The sequence below is a fragment of the Actinokineospora sp. PR83 genome (assembly GCF_021056305.1).
GTDB classification, from domain to species: Bacteria; Actinomycetota; Actinomycetes; order Mycobacteriales; family Pseudonocardiaceae; genus Actinokineospora; species Actinokineospora spheciospongiae.
Map to the genome: position 1 here is coordinate 70,475 of NZ_JAJCXD010000151.1, position 14,375 is coordinate 84,849.

The 14,375-nt window shown below is 73.1% G+C and carries 11 protein-coding genes and 2 pseudogenes; 6 read left to right on the forward strand and 7 right to left on the reverse strand.

The features are described 5' to 3' along the window. Positions 1 to 5: 5 nt before the first annotated feature. Entirely contained in the window at positions 6 to 128 is a 123-nt protein-coding gene (locus L6E12_RS34970; RefSeq protein WP_255683587.1) for a hypothetical protein, read from the reverse strand. A 307-nt stretch (positions 129 to 435) separates the two neighbouring features. On the opposite strand from L6E12_RS34970, the gene L6E12_RS33825 reads away from it, so the two are divergent. The 3 genes and pseudogenes from L6E12_RS33825 to L6E12_RS33835 all read left to right on the forward strand — a co-directional run. Further along, the gene (locus L6E12_RS33825; protein WP_236231988.1) at positions 436 to 897 is read left to right on the forward strand and encodes a hypothetical protein; all 462 of its coding nucleotides are present in this window, start codon (positions 436 to 438) and stop codon (positions 895 to 897) included. 378 nt (positions 898 to 1,275) lie between these two features. Then, positions 1,276 to 2,289, forward strand: a pseudogene (locus L6E12_RS33830) (glycerophosphodiester phosphodiesterase family protein); the annotation flags it as partial. A gap of 36 nt (positions 2,290 to 2,325) precedes the next feature. Beyond that, positions 2,326 to 3,291 (forward strand): annotated as a pseudogene (locus L6E12_RS33835) (glycerophosphodiester phosphodiesterase family protein); the annotation flags it as partial. Positions 3,292 to 3,360: 69 nt separating this feature from the next. On the opposite strand, the gene L6E12_RS33840 reads toward L6E12_RS33835, so the two are convergent. The 6 genes from L6E12_RS33840 to L6E12_RS33865 are packed head-to-tail and all read right to left on the reverse strand — an operon-like array spanning position 3,361 to position 10,637. Beyond that, positions 3,361 to 4,593: a glycosyltransferase family 4 protein gene (locus tag L6E12_RS33840; RefSeq protein ID WP_236231989.1), complete on the reverse strand. Its 1,233-nt coding sequence runs from the start codon at positions 4,591 to 4,593 to the stop codon at positions 3,361 to 3,363. Beyond that, entirely contained in the window at positions 4,590 to 5,951 is a 1,362-nt protein-coding gene (locus L6E12_RS33845; protein ID WP_236231990.1) for a hypothetical protein, read from the reverse strand. The genes L6E12_RS33840 and L6E12_RS33845 overlap by 4 nt, the downstream gene beginning before the upstream one ends. Continuing rightward, entirely contained in the window at positions 5,948 to 6,721 is a 774-nt protein-coding gene (locus L6E12_RS33850) for a hypothetical protein (protein ID WP_236231991.1), read from the reverse strand. The genes L6E12_RS33845 and L6E12_RS33850 overlap by 4 nt, the downstream gene beginning before the upstream one ends. Next, entirely contained in the window at positions 6,718 to 8,616 is a 1,899-nt protein-coding gene (locus L6E12_RS33855; RefSeq protein WP_236231992.1) for a hypothetical protein, read from the reverse strand. The genes L6E12_RS33850 and L6E12_RS33855 overlap by 4 nt, the downstream gene beginning before the upstream one ends. Then, positions 8,613 to 9,785, reverse strand: coding sequence for a glycosyltransferase (locus L6E12_RS33860; RefSeq protein ID WP_236231993.1), 1,173 nt, complete (start codon positions 9,783 to 9,785; stop codon positions 8,613 to 8,615). Before L6E12_RS33860 ends, L6E12_RS33855 begins: the two co-directional genes overlap by 4 nt. Positions 9,786 to 9,815: 30 nt before the next feature. After that, positions 9,816 to 10,637 carry a glycosyltransferase family 2 protein gene (locus tag L6E12_RS33865; protein WP_236231994.1) on the reverse strand — a complete coding sequence of 274 codons (822 nt, stop codon included), beginning with the start codon at positions 10,635 to 10,637 and terminating at the stop codon, positions 9,816 to 9,818. A gap of 513 nt (positions 10,638 to 11,150) precedes the next feature. Between L6E12_RS33865 and L6E12_RS33870 the strand changes: the two genes are divergently transcribed. From L6E12_RS33870 to L6E12_RS33880, 3 genes are read left to right on the forward strand one after another with little or no spacing between them, the layout of a single operon-like run. Continuing rightward, entirely contained in the window at positions 11,151 to 12,053 is a 903-nt protein-coding gene (locus L6E12_RS33870; RefSeq protein ID WP_236231995.1) for a GDSL-type esterase/lipase family protein, read from the forward strand. Continuing rightward, entirely contained in the window at positions 12,050 to 13,141 is a 1,092-nt protein-coding gene (locus L6E12_RS33875) for a glycosyltransferase family 4 protein (RefSeq protein WP_236231996.1), read from the forward strand. The genes L6E12_RS33870 and L6E12_RS33875 overlap by 4 nt, the downstream gene beginning before the upstream one ends. Before the next feature lie 2 nt (positions 13,142 to 13,143). Continuing rightward, positions 13,144 to 14,373: a hypothetical protein gene (locus tag L6E12_RS33880; RefSeq protein ID WP_236231997.1), complete on the forward strand. Its 1,230-nt coding sequence runs from the start codon at positions 13,144 to 13,146 to the stop codon at positions 14,371 to 14,373. The last annotated feature ends 2 nt before the right edge of the window (positions 14,374 to 14,375 follow it).

Consider the following 14,375-nt stretch of genomic DNA (forward strand, 5'->3'; position numbering starts at 1 on the left):
GGGACCTAGGCTTCCCCGGCCACGGCCCGGAACCGCTCCATGTTCGTCGCGTCCACCACCGCCACCCGGTACGCCTCCGACAGGGTCGGGTGGTCGAACACCACCAGGTCGTAGTCGCACGCGCTCATCACCCGAGCCTGGCACACTTCCGGCCCACCGGTACCCCCGCGGACGCGTCCCCGGCCGGTTCGGGAACCGTTGTGGTCGTCGTGTGACCGCATCGATGCGGAGGGTGATGGCGCGCGGGCCGGGATCGACGGTCGGGCCCCACTGCCGCGCTTCGCACCGAACCCGCGCCTCTGGTGACCGAGAGCGTTCGGTTTGCCGCTTCCTGTCACCACGATGGTGAACACTGCCGATCGCCGTACGGCATACTCCGGGACGGGGAGGGACTGTGTGACCGGCGACACCACGTGCCGGTCAACGGAGAAGGGGATGTCCGACGTGGGCTTTTCCGCTGATGCGGAGCTGCTCGTCGCCAGGGACGTGGACGACGGCTTGGAGCAGTGGGGGGTCGACACCTTCTCCGGGTACGGCTGCGCCGTCGAGTCGCGGCGGGAACTCGCGCACCGGGGTCCATCCGACCTGGAGTGGTTGGTCCTGGCAGCCCTGCCGCTGCAAGCTTTCCTGACCGGCTTGGGAACCGAGGCGGTCAAGGACATCTACACCGGTGTCAAACGGCTCGCGGGCAGGCGACCCGGTGCTCGCGCGAGCGCCGCGCCCCTGGGGCTGCAGGATTCGGCCAGCGGTGTGCGGGTGGTCCTGGAAGACGACCTGACCGCGGAGGCGTACAAGGCGTTGGCCACCGTGGACCTGTCGGCCTTCCGACACGGCCCGGTGCACTACGACCGGCACCGCAAGGCGTGGCGTTCGGAGTTGGACGAAGCGGCGGGGTGACCCGCGGTGTGGTCTCGCACACGTTGAGCGCTCCGGATCCGGTCACCTGCGCCCCTCGGAATGGGCAGGTCGCGACTGGATCGAGAATGAGGTCGGCTGCTTCTGCACGGAATACCCGTGCCCCCGAGAACGCGGCACCTGCCCCACCTCGCGTGCATCCGGACGGGCTTCCGTCTTTGCGCTTGTCCCTCCCCACCCGAGACATCGTCTTCACCAAGATCTGCGCCCCCAAATATCTTGATAGGAAATAGCTGTTATTTGCCTCAAAGAACCCATGGCGGCCGAGGGTTGGGGCGTCCGGGGTACGCCGGGGGAAACCTGGGTGAATGGCGGGTGCACGCCTTGGTCCGGGCCGGAGCCGTTGGCACCATGCCGGGCATGAGACGTACGGGCTGGGCTGTGGTGGTGGCGGCACTGGCGGCGGGGCTCGTGGTGGCACCCGCCGACGCGACCCCGGCGCAGCGGCGCGGGTTCGACCTGCAGGCGCACCGGGGTGGGATCGGGCTGCGGTCGGAGAGCACGCTCAGCGCGTTCGGCAACGCCCTGCGGCTGGGGGTGAGCACGCTGGAGCTGGACGTGCAGATCACCGCCGACGGGCAGGCCGTGGTGACGCACGACCGCAAGGTGGACGGGAACAAGTGCGCCGACACCGAGCCGGGGGCGCGGTACGTCGGCCGGTACGTCAAGGACCTGACGCTGGCGCAGGTGCGCACGCTCGACTGCGGGTCGAAGCGGCTGCCGGACTTCCCCGGCCAAGTGCTGTCCCCCGGTTCGCGGATGCCGCTGCTGAGTGAGGTGTTCGCGCTGGCCGCCCGCCACCGCGCCGACGGCGTGCGGTTCAACGTGGAGACGAAGGTCGAGGCGGGCGCCCCGCAGGAGACCGCGCCGCGCGAGCAGTTCGTGCAGGTCACCGCGCGGGTGATCGCCGAGGCGGGGGTGGGCGGCCGGGTGTCGGTGCAGAGCTTCGACTGGGGCGCGCTGATGCGGATGCGCCAAGTGTCGCCGAAGCTGCCCCTGGTGGCGTTGACCAACTTCGACTTCCTGCAGACCGGGCAGCCCGGCCGCTCGCCGTGGTTGGGCGGGCTGGACATCGACGACTTCGGCGGCGACCCGATCGCGGCGGTGAAGTCCTTCGGTGCGAGCGCCTTCTCCCCCGTGCACGGGTTCCCGCAGGCGGGCAAGGTGACCGACCCGGACTACCGGCCCTACGTCACCGCCGGGATGGTGCGGCACGCGCACGACAACGGCATCAAGGTCATCCCCTGGACGGTCGACGACGCGCCCACCATGGCCAAGCTGGTCGACGACGGCGTGGACGGCCTGATCACCGACTACCCCGACCGGCTGCGCGAGGTCCTCGGCGGGCGTGGGTTCGCCCTGCCCCGCGGCCACACCTCCCCCTTCGACGTCCAGGCCCACCGCGGCGGCCGGTCGGTGCGCCCGGAGAACACCCTGGCGGCCTTCGAGTACTCGCTGGCCGACCGCGACGTGTCCACACTGGAACTGGATACCGGCATCACCCGCGACAACCGCCTGGTGGTGCTGCACGACCGGGCAGTCAACGGTTCGCACTGCGTCGACACCGGCCCGGTCCGCGCCGGCGACCCGCTGTACCCGTACGTCGGCAAGCAGGTGCGGCAGTTGACCCTGGCCCAGCTCAAGACCATCGACTGCGGCAGCAAGACCCTGCCGGAGTTCCCCAGGCAGCAGGCGGTGCCCGGCCAGCGCATCCCGACGCTGGAGGAGGTCTTCGCGCTGGTGAAGCGCAGCGGCCGGGCCGACGTCCGGCTCAACATCGAGACCAAGCTCAGCCCGACCGCCGACGACACCGCGCCGTACCAGCAGTTCGCCGTGCAGTTGGTGGCCGCGATCGAGCGGGCCGGGTTCGCCCGCCGGGCCACCATCCAGTCGTTCGACTGGCGGACGATCCGGCTGGCGCGGGCACTGGACCCGCGCATCGAGACCGTGGCCCTGGTCTGGCAGTACGGACCGGAGGAGTGCAGGACCGTCGCCGACGAGTGCTCCCTGCAGGCGGTCTACGGCGACCCGTCGGTGCGCAGCCCGTGGACCGGTGGCCTGGACTGGTGGAAGCACCAGGACCTCGGCAAGCTGGTGAAGGCCGCGGGCGCGTCCACCGTGTCGGCCAACTGGCAGGTGCACGACCCCGCCCAGACCAAGGTCGCGAACGACGACTGGTACCTGCGCACCGACCCGGCGTACTTCTTCGGCCCGGATGTGCGGACTCTGCAGTCCCGGTACGGCCTCAAGGTCGTCCCGTACACCGTGAACGACGAGGCGACCATCCAGCGGGTGATCGACCTGGGCGTCACCGGTGCGATCAGCGACGACCCGGACCTGCTGATCGCGGTGGCCCGCCGCAACGGCCTGCGCTGAGCCCGGCGGGGTGGTGCCGGGCACGGTGCCACCCCGCCCTCCGCTCGACCGGGCCGCGGGAGCAGCCGCCTACCGCGGCACCGTGGACCGCCGGTCCACCAGTTCCTCGTAAGCCGCGACCACCTGCGGCACCACAGCCCCGGCGAAGTACCGCCGCGCGTCCACCCGCCCCGCCGCCCCCATCCGGCTCCGAGCGACGGGGTCGGCGAGCAGCGAGTCCAGAGCACCCGCCAGCGCCGACGCGTCCCCCGGGGGCACCAGCAGCCCGGTGACTCCGTCGGTGACCAGCCCGGGCAGACCACCCACTCGCGAGGCGACCACCGGCGTGCCCACCGCCAGGGCCTCGACCGCCACCAACCCCTGCGGTTCGGCCCACCGCGACGGCACCGCCACCACGGCGGCGGCGGCGAACGCGGCCATGATCTGCGGGTGCGGCACCGAGTCGTGCACGACCACCGGCCGCTCCGGGCTGCCCAGCAGTTCCGGGGTGTCGGCCCGCCGGGGCCCGATGACCACCAGCGGCACCGCCGCGGCCATCCGCCGGTGCGCCTCGACCAGCGGCCCCAGCCCCTTGTGCTCCCCCAGCGCCCCCACGAACAGCACGAAGTCCCCGTCTGGCAGGAAGTCCGGTCGCGAACCCACCGCCGCGACCGAGTCCGCCACGAACGACGGCACGACCCGGATGCGCTCGGGGGCCACTCCGGGCAGGCACGCCCGCGCCATCGCGTCGCTGATCGGCAGGAAGAGGTCCACCTCGTCCAGCCGCGTGCGGGACAGCCCCAGCGTCAGCGCGGTCCCCTTGACCGCGCCGTAGAAGTCCTTCGCGCACCCCAGGCACTTGCGCAGCTCCGGGCCCGAGCAGGCGGTGTCCAGGGAATCCTTGTACGTCAACGTCTTCTTCGCACACGTGAGGCCGTAGTCGTGCAGTGACACCACCAGCGACGACGACGGCAGGCGCAGCGACAGGCACGAGTGCAGGATCCAGCTGTGCACGTGCACGACGTCCGGGCGCAGTTCGTCGACCAGTTCCTGCAACCGCCGCACCAGGACCGGGTCGGCGACGGTGGGGTGGAACAGGTGGTTCGGGTCGGCGGAGAAGCGGCGCAGGTGCCGGGTCAGGCCGGAGAGCCGGTGGACGGTGACCGGGCCCTCCGCCTCCAGGTCGGGGGCGTCGGTGCGGCTCAGCGTCGCGACGTGCACCTCGTGGCCGCGGGCGGCCAGTTCGTGCGAGAGAAGCTGCACGACCCGCTCCAGGCCCCCGGTCGCGGGGGCGTAGTTGTCGGTGACCTGGAGGACCCTCACGGCGTGGTGATCCGGCGCCAGGACGCGACCACCCACAGCGCGCCGACGGTCTGCGCGCCCAGCCACGACCAGCCGACCGCGGCGATCCCCAGGTGCGGCAGCAGGACCCAGGACGCCACCAGGCTGGCCAGCAGCATCGACAGGTTGAGCCAGAGCGCGGCGCGCAGCCGGGTGGTGGCGCGCAGGACGGCGACGGCGACGTTGGTCAGCGCGTCCGGGATCGCCGAGAGCGTCAGCAGGACCAGCAGCAGGCGCCCCTGCCCAGGGTACTCCGGGCCGAACAACGACAGCAGCAGGCTGCCGCCGAGCAGGTACACCAAGATCGGGGCGACCAGCAGGGCGCCGATGATCCGCAGCCCGCGCCGGGCCGCACCCGCCACCGCGGCGGGGTCCTCGGCGGCGGCGGCGAACAGCGAGGTGGACACGGCCGGGCTGACCATGAAGAACACCGCGCCGAGCATCCAGGTGGCGTAGAAGTAGGCGTTGGCCTCCGGCGAGACCCTGGCCACCACGATGATCGGCAGCAGGTAGGTGCCCATCATCGCGGCGACGGTGATCAGGTGCTGGCCCAGCAGCGACGCGCGCATCTCGCGCAGCGCCACGCCGAACCCGGGCAGGGCGGGGCGCAGCGACCGGCCGTGCGCGCTGCGGCGGAAGCCGACCACGGCCAGCAGCAGCGACAGCCCGGCGGCGGCGGTCCACGCGGTGAGGATCTGGTCGCCGGTGCCGGGCAGCAGCCACGGCAGCACGACCAGCGGGATGCGCAGGGCGGTGAACAGGGCGTTGCGGGCGAGCATCATGGTCCCGCTGCGCTCGGCCACCGCGGCGTAGTCGTAGACCGTGCCGACGGCGAAGAACACCGTGCCGAGGCAGAACAGCACCCCGCCGACGGGGCCGCGCAGCGCGGGCAGCGTGTCGAGCGCGTACCCGAGCAGCGCCACCACGAACAGCCCGCCGAGCAGGCCGCCCACGGCCGCGACGGTCACGCCGACGGTCAGCCGCGAGCGCCACTGCGCGGCGGAGGTGCTGCGCGGCAGCCACTCCACCATCGCGGCGGCGGCGCCGACCGCGGCGAACAGCGCGGCAGCCTGGAGGGCGCTGGTGGCGGCGGCACCGGCACCGCTGACCGCCGGGGTGGAGGTGCGGGCGACCACGAGCCAGAACACGTAGCCGAACACCGAGGTGACCACGGTGGTGGCCATGATCGCGATCGAGTTGCGCAGCATGGCGTCGGTGGCGAGCCGCTCCCGCCAGGAGACCGGCGCCGCCTCGACCGGCAGGCCCGGGTCGGCCGCGACCCCGGCGTTGTCGGTCGTCCCGGTGTTCCCGGGGGTCTCGCTGGTCTCCGGCACGGTCACGGCATGACCTCCAGGCGCAGGACGAGCGCCGCCCAGGGGTCGCGGCCGACGGAGACCCGCACGTCGTGCAGGCCGGGCGCGGTGGGGGCGGTGAAGCTGACCGACCCGCGCCGCTCGTCGACCGCGCCCGCCGCCGTGCTCGGGCCGACCGCGCCGCCGGTGACCTCGACCGGTGTGACGGTCTGCCCGGCGACGGCCACCCGGACCTCGGGGGCGTCCTCGGGCAGCGGCGAGCCGTACCCGGTCAGCGTCCACGGCACCGTCACGGTGCTGCCCGCCGCCGCCCGGGGGACCGCCGTGCTCAGCGAGAGCTGCGCGTAGGACTCGACCACCGGGGGTCGCATGGCGGCGGCACCGGCGACGGCACCGCCCAGCACCAGGACGGCGACCAGCGGCCCGACGGCCCGGCGCAGGCCGGTGGGCCAGGTCGGCGGGCCGACCGCGACGTGCGCGGCGGCGGTGAGCAGCAGCGCCACCACCCCGGTGCCGATCGCGATGCCCGGGGTGTCGACCGGGATGCCGAAGACCGCGAGCAGCAGCACCACGGCCAGCGGCACGAGCAGCGCCACCAGCACCGGCAGCGTGTACCGCAGGTCGGCGTCCTCACCTTCGGCGGTGCGCGTGCCCAGCACGAGCCGGGCGGCGCTCCAGCCCGCGACGAGGACCAGCACCGGGAACAGGACCAGCGTGCGCAGCGCCACCGGCACCGGCAGCAGCGACAGGACCGCCGCGGCGACGACGGAGGAGGCCAGGATCAGCGTCCGGTTCACGACCCGCCCCCCATCGGCGCGTTCATCAGGAAGAAGTCCAGGTGGTAGACCCGCAGGTGCTCGGTGGTGATCACCCGGGTCGCCCAGGGCACCCGGTCGAGGCGGGCCAGGTTCTCCTTCGGGGTGGCCTGGCCGATCAGCGGGTCGGTGGGGCCGTAGTTGTCGCCGATGAAGGACGGCTCCTCGGCCATGCGCGTGTCGACGACCAGGTAGTCGTAGCCCGCGGCGCGCATCTCGGCGGCGAGCTGCGTCGTGGGCCCGTCCGGGGTCTGGGTGAGCTGCCAGGCCGGGAAGCCGACCGAGGGCGCGGCCACGTCCAGGCCGCCGTAGGCGACCAGTTGCAGCGCGGTGTACCGGTCGGTGATGACCCGGACCCGGCCCGCCCGCGCGGACAGTTCCTCCCCCACCGTGCGCGCCTCGGCGCTGGCGGAGTTGGTGTCGGTGCCCCAGCGGAACGGCCCGGGGAAGCGGTACGGGTCGTTGAGGCCCGCGCCGACGTTGCCCACGAGCACGACGACGAACAGCGCCATCAGCACCCACCCGCGCGCCCACCACCGCACCGGTCGGCGCTCCCGCCAGCGCAGCACCACGAACGCGGCGATCAGCGCGATGCCCACGTAGCTGAACGCCCACGACCGCCGGGCCCCCTCGGCGCCGGAGGGCGCCAGCAGGAACAGCACCGACGGGAAGTACACGAGCCCGAACGCCATCAGCGCCAGCGTGTCCGCGCGCCAGTCCTTGAGGACCTTGCGCAGCGCCAGCAGCGCGGCCAGGCACACCAGCCCGACGACGACCGGCGACAGCGCGGTGAACCCGCGCTCCCACAGCGGTTGCGGCGACGGGGCCAGCACGACCCGGCCGGTGTCCTCCTGCGCGGCCATGCCGCTGAGCTGCTCCACCGACCCGCCGAAGTACGGCGACAGGTAGGTCAGCGTGGGCGTGGCGACGAACAGGACCCAGGCCACGGCCACCAGCACCGTGCCGCCGAAGAGGACCAGCCACACCCCGGTGCCCTCGGCGGTCCTGGACCGCCACCGCCGGAACCCGACGATCGCCGCCACCCCGCCCAGCAGCAGCACCAGGAACAGCGTGGTCAGGTGGTGGGTGGCCACGCAGCCGCCCACGCAGAGCAGGGCCAGCGCCAGCGCGGCGACCCGCCGCCGACCGCTCGACCGGGCGGCGATGCTGCCCAGGGCGAGGATCCACATGAAGAAGGCGACCGCGATGCCCTCGTAGGCGTACTGGGTGTCGAAGTACATCTCCGACGGGTTCAGCGCGTAGACCACGGCGGCGAGCGCACCGGCCGCGGCGGACTTGAGGTGCACCCGCGCCAGCACGACGACGGCGAAGAGGACCAGCATGTGCGCGGTGAACAGCACGAGCTGCCCGGAGGACCACACCGACAGCCCGGTGAGCCGCTGCACGGCGGCGGTCAGCCCGGAGGTGCCCGGGTAGTACTGCACGATCGGGATGATCGAGTTGGGCTGGAACAGGGTCCCGGTCGAGAGCACGTCCACGGCTTCGCGCCAGTGCGCGTACTCGTCGTGGTAGGCGGGGGCGCCCGGGTTGCGCAGGAACTTCGGCACGTAGGTGAGCACGCCGAGCAGGGCGACGCCCCACCCGGCGGCCACCCGGTCGCCGGTGGCGATCCGCGCGGTGACCGGGACGGCGGCCAGCAGCATCCCCAGCCAGAACACGCCGTAGCGGATGTTGGGGTTCCCGCCCTCGGCGGCGAGCCGGTAGGACAGCCCCACGACGAGGATGCCCACGGCGGCGGCGCCGACCACGGCGGGCCACGACGTCCAGCGGGCCGGGGGTCGGGTGTCCGGGGTGGGCGCCGCGGCGTCCGGGGTGTCCGCGGCGGCCTGCTCCCGCGGGTGGGTCGAGGTGGTCACACCGCCGCCGGGGTGGTCCGGGCCGCGGCGGTGATCGCGGTGGTGAGCCGGTCGACCGCGGCGGTGGTCGCGGCCCACGAGTGCGGGTCGGCGAAGCGCTCCGCGCGCCGGTCCGGCAGGTCCAGCAGGGCGGCGCGCAGCGCGGCCACGTCGTCGGGGGGCAGCAGGACGGCGCCGGGGTAGTCGGCGACCGCCTCGACCAGGCCGCCGACGGCGTAGAGCAGCACGTGGATGCCGCCGCTCATGGCGATCTGCAGCGGGCCGCTGGCCGAGCCGCGCCGGTAGGGCAGCACGAGGGCGTCGGCGTCGGCGAAGAACCGGCCCGCCTCCTCGTCGCTGACGTAGCGGTTGACGAAGGTGATCCGGTCGGCGTGCGGGCTCGCCGCGATCAGCTCGGCGGGTTTGGTCCAGCCCTCCCAGGTCTCCCCGACCACGGTCAGGGTGAACCGGGCGGCGTCCTCGGCGGACAGGGCGTTGAACGCCGAGACCAGGTCCTCGACGCCCTTGTACGGGCGGATCAGCCCGAAGAACAGCAGCCGGGTCACGTCGGCGTCGGTGGCGGTGGCGGGGGCCGGGGGCAGGTGGTCGTACGGGCCGTGCGGGGCGATCTCGACGGCGAGGTGGTCCAGCGCCGCGCCGTAGGTGCCGCGCAGCAGTTCCAGGTCGTGCCGGTTGTGCACCAGCGCGCCGGAGGCCTTGGCGAGCAGCCGCGGCATCACCCGGCGGCAGTAGCCCGCCACCAGCGGCACCGACGCCTCGCCGGTGTCCTGGGTCTCGTGGAACTCCAGCACGACCGGCACCCCGGCCTGCCGGGCTGCCCTGGCCAGCACCAGGTAGGTGTGCAGCGTGGCCGCGGTCCACCACTGGAGCACCAGCACGTCCGGGCGCTCGCGCTTGAGCCTGCGCACGACGGCGCGCAGCTCGGTGCCCCAGTACCAGTCGACCTCACCGGCGACGCGGACCCGCTCGTCGTAGCTGAGGCTGGTCAGGTCGTCCCCGGTGCGCTTGCCGCCGGGGTAGAGCCGGGCCGGGATCAGCTTGCGCAGCAGCACGACCGACACGTCGTGCTCCTCGGTGAGCGCGTTGGCCAGCCGACAGGTGTAGACCGACAGGCCGCTGAGGAACTCGAACCCCGGCCCGACCAGCCACACCCTGCGCCGCTCTCCCACGTGTCCGTTGCCTTTCGGTGCTGCGCCCGCTCAGATGGCGAGCGGGGTGTCTTCGCTGGTGGCCGTGACCGCGCGCGGCGCGTCCAGGTCGACCGCGCGCGGGACGACCGGCGCGGGGGTGTGCGGGGTGTTGGTGGCGGTGGCGTAGGACAGCTCCTGCGGGTGCCGCTCGGTGCGGACCTTGGCCAGGATGGACAGGCAGCGCACCCCGTCCTTCCAGTTGATCTTCTTGCCGTCGGCCACCGAGCGGCCGACGTAGCTGACCGGCACCTCGAACGGGCGCACGCCGCCGCGGATCAGCCGGGCGGTCAGCTCGGTGTCGAGGCCGAAGCCGTCCTCGGTGAGGTCGAGCGCGCGGAAGTCGGCGACCGGCAGCAGCTTGAGGCAGGTGTGCATGTCGGTCAGGCAGGAGTCGTACATCAGGTTCGCCGCGAGGGTGAGCGCCCGGCCGCCGACGGCGAACCGGAACGACTGGTAGCGGGTGTTGAGCCCGAAGACCCGGGCACCGAAGACGTGGTCGGCGCGACCGCGCAGGACCGGCTCCAGCATCGCCGGGATGTCGCCCGGGGAGTACTCCAGGTCCGCGTCGAGGATGATCATGTGGGTGCCCTCGGCCACGCGCACGCCGGAGCGCACGGCGGCGCCCTTGCCGAGGTTGCGCGGGTGCTCGACGAGCCGCAGGCCCCGGGGGGCCAGCTCGCGCAGGATCACCGGCGTGTCGTCGGAACTCCCGTCGTCGACGACGATCAGCTCCACCGGGCAGGGGTAATCCACCGACAGCACGCGTTCGATGGCCGATCTGATAGTGGCGCTCTCGTTGTAGACCGGCATGACGATGGAGAGGCGCACCATCAGTTCTCCCAAGTCTTCTTACAGGTGGGGACGAGCTACGGACAGGATTTCGCAATCCTCTTGTCGGCTGTTACCCAAATGGGCCAAACGTGCGCGGTTTCACTCTTTTGGCCCTCACCACACGTCACCACCCGAAGGTGTAACACACCGTAACTTGAGGGACATCTAACTACACAGTGTCCGACAACTCCCCGATGGGGACAGTTTCTGCACCCGAGTGACATAACCTGTCCGGGTAACTGTTACCAAGCAACATCACCCAGCGCACCCGGCACGACAGCGCCGCGAAGAGCCTTGATCCACCGTCCACAGAGCACTGGACAAATCATGAACAACTTTCCGGAGTGCGGTCGAGGGTATTTGTAGTATCCTTCGCCCGGAGAACATGAATCGCGTCTGGCTCCCGCGCGTTCGCAAGTACGAGATGTCGGGTTTCCGCCTGCTTCACCTTGCGCTCCCGCGGTCCCCGGCTTTGTCGTGAACTCCACCCCCCGGTCGGAAGGAACGCGCTCCGTGTCGGTTCGCCTGTTCGCGGCGGCATCCGCCGCCCTGTTCGCACTGTCGGGGTGTGCGGCGACCTCCACCGCCGCCGACCCCGGGGAGCGCTACTACGTCTCCGTCGGCGACTCCTACGCCGCGGGGTACAAGCCGACCGGCGCCGACGGCGGTGGCACCTCCACCGACGGGTTCGCCTACCAGGTGGCGGAGAAGACTGTCGTCCACGGCGTGCCGATGCGACTGGCCAACTTCGGCTGCTCCGGCGTCACCACCGCGCAACTACGCGCCGAGCCCGGCTGCGCGCCCGTCGCGCTCGCCCCCGGCGCCCCGGACTACGGCGGCCTGTCGCAGGCGCGGGCAGCGGTGAAGTTCATGTCCGAGAACCGTGGCCGCGTGGGCTTGGTCACCGTTGTGGTCGGCGGCAACGACGTGCGCCCCTGCCTGCCGATCGGCGCGACCCCGCGGCCGGACGCCATCGACTGCGTCACCGCCTCGGTCGAGCGGCTGCGGACCGACCTCGCCGCGGTGCTCGCCGAACTGCGCGCCGCGGCCGGGCCGGACGTGCCGATCGTCGGGGTGAGCTACCCGGACATGCTGCTCGGCTACTGGGTGACCGCGGGTGCCCCGGGCCGGGACGTCGCCGCCGCCTCCGTCGGGGTCTTCCGCGACCTGGTGAACCCGGTGCTGCGGGCGGAGTACGCGAAGGTCGGCGCCGAGTTCGTGGACGTGACCGAGGCCGCCCAGGGCTACGTGCCGCTCACCCAGACCACCTCGGTCCCCGGCTACGGCACGGTCCCCACCGCGGTCGCAGGCGCCTGCCTCTACACCTACTTCTGCCAGTACGGCGACGTGCACCCCACCGCCGACGGGCACCGGCTCATCGCGGAGCACGTCGTGCGCGCGGCCCACATCGCATGACCGCGCCGCTGCGGGTCACCCTGGTCACACCCGGTTTCCCGCCCGAGCGCGGCGGGGTCGAGGCGCACACCGGGCACCTGGCGCGCGAGCTGAGCGCGCGCGGGGTCGACGTGCGGGTGCTCACCGCGCGCCGCGGCGTGCCGCGGCCGGTGCTGGAGCGGCCCGGCGGCGTGCCGGTGCGGGTGTTCCCGGCCTGGCGCACCACGGTCATGTCGATCTCGCCGCGGCTGCTGCTGGCCGGGCTGCGCGCCGGGCGCGGCAGCGACGTCGTGCACGTGCACAGCTACCACGCCGCCTGCGGGTTCGCCGCGCTCGGTGGGTTCGCCCGCCCCGTGGTGTTCACCCCGCACTACCACGGCGGCGGGCACAGCAGGCAGGCATCGGTGCTGCACGTGGGCTACCGGTTCGTCGGTCGGCTGCTGTTCCGGGCGGCGCGGGCGGTGGTGTGCGTGTCCCGCGCCGAGCGCGACCAGCTCGTGGGCGACTTCCCGGTGGCCGCGGACCGCGCGCACGTGGTGCCCAACGGCGTCGACGTGGCGGCGATCCGCGCGGCGGAACCGTTCCCGGACCAGCCGCGCACGATCCTGAGCCTGGGCAGGCTGGAGCCCTACAAGCGGGTGGCCGCGCTGCTGCGCGCCCTGCCGCTGCTGCCCCCGGACGTCCAGGTCGTGGTCGTGGGCACCGGTTCTCAGTTCGACGAGCTGCGCGGGCTGGCCGCCGAGCTGGGGGTCGCCGGGCGGGTGCGGTTCACCGGCGGCGTCGACGACCACGAGGTGCACCGCTGGCTGCGCACCGCCGCGGTGCTGGTGTCGCTGTCGGAGCACGAGGCGTTCGGCATGGCCCCGGTGGAGGCCGCCGCGGCGGGCGCCAGGGTCGTGCTCAGCGACATCCCCGCCCACCGCGAGATCGCCGCCGAGCACCTGGGCGGGGCGGCGCGGCTGGTCGGACCCGAGCCCGCCGCGGTCGCCGCGGCGCTCACCCAGGCGCTCGCCGAGACCCGGCGGGACGAGGCCGACGTGCCGGACTGGGGGCGGATCGCCGAGGAGACCCTGGCGATCTACCGGTCCGCGCTCCGTGGAGAGGACTGACCATGACCGACAGACCGCGCCCGCGCCGCGTCGGCCCGCTCGACCGCCCCTGGCTGCGCCAGCGCTCGGTCCTGCTGGTCACCCCGGTGGCCACCGACGTCGAGGCCATCCGGGCGGCGCTGCTGCGCTTCACGCACCTGTACCCGGACTCGCCCATCTCCTCCCGCCTGGACGAGGCCACCGGCCGCTGGCTGCCGGTGCGCGCGGGCGACCGCGCCGAGCACGTGGCCCGGATGGTGGTGACCGCCCCCGACCCGGACCCCGAGGACCTCACCGGGCACATCAAGGCCCACCTGGCGCCGCCGCGCGACCTGCCGGTCCGCCTGGTGGTCAGCCCGACCGCGGTGCTCGGCGACATCAGCCACGCCGTCGGCGACGCGTCCACCTTCACCCGGCTGCTGATGGCGGCCACCCGCGGCACCGGCCTGGACGAGCTGGCCGCCCGCACCCCCACGCGCACCGTGCTGCACGCGCTGCGCGCCGGGCTGCGCACCCACCGCCGGGACTGGGTCGACTACGTGCGCCACCGCACCGCTCCCCCGGTCGCCGCGGCCACCACGGCCCCCGAGCGCACCCGCCCCGACTTCACCGGGGCGGTCATCCCGAACCCGGCGCTGCGCGAGATCACCCGCTGGCGCAACACCCACGCCAGGGGCATCTCCATCACCAGCGTCCTCACCAGCATGACCCACCGCGCGCTGGTCTCCCACGGCGTCCCGCTCAACGAGGACGGGCTGTGGGCGCTGCTCGACATCCGCGGGATGCTCGGCCCGTCGGACGACCCCCGGTGGGGCAACCTGTCCAAGAGCCTCTACCTGCGCACCGACCTGAGCGACCCGGCCGCCGTGGAGGCCGCGATGAAGCAGGCCCGCGACACCGGCCGCGCCCTGCCCGCGCTCGCCCTCGGCTCGCTGGTCGGCGCGGTCGCGGCCACCCCGAAACCCGCGCCCACCCTGGCCCCGCGCCCGGACAAGGTCACCCTGACGTTCAACTCCATGCCCACCCTGCCCGGCCTGGCGGACATGCCGTGGCTGGACACGGGGACCAAGCGCTTCTTCGGCTTCAGCCCCTCCTACGGCCCGGACGGCATCACGGTCTTCGCCATCCGCACCCGCGACCACATGGAGCTGACCGCCAGCCACGACGAGAACGTGGTCAGCACCGAGACCGTGGACAAGGCGCTGGCCGCCCTCGCCGCGCCCACGGCCCTGCTGGCCGACATGGTGGGCTGAGC

Bases quoted from the DNA above. Each gene is read 5' to 3' on its own strand.
- L6E12_RS34970 (WP_255683587.1), bottom strand. From the start codon at position 128: ATGAGCGCGTGCGACTACGACCTGGTGGTGTTCGACCACCCGACCCTG.
- L6E12_RS33875 (WP_236231996.1), top strand. From the start codon at position 12,050: ATGACCGCGCCGCTGCGGGTCACCCTGGTCACACCCGGTTTCCCGCCC.
- L6E12_RS33880 (WP_236231997.1), top strand. From the start codon at position 13,144: ATGACCGACAGACCGCGCCCGCGCCGCGTCGGCCCGCTCGACCGCCCC.
- L6E12_RS33825 (WP_236231988.1), top strand. From the start codon at position 436: ATGTCCGACGTGGGCTTTTCCGCTGATGCGGAGCTGCTCGTCGCCAGG.
- L6E12_RS33865 (WP_236231994.1), bottom strand. From the start codon at position 10,637: ATGGTGCGCCTCTCCATCGTCATGCCGGTCTACAACGAGAGCGCCACT.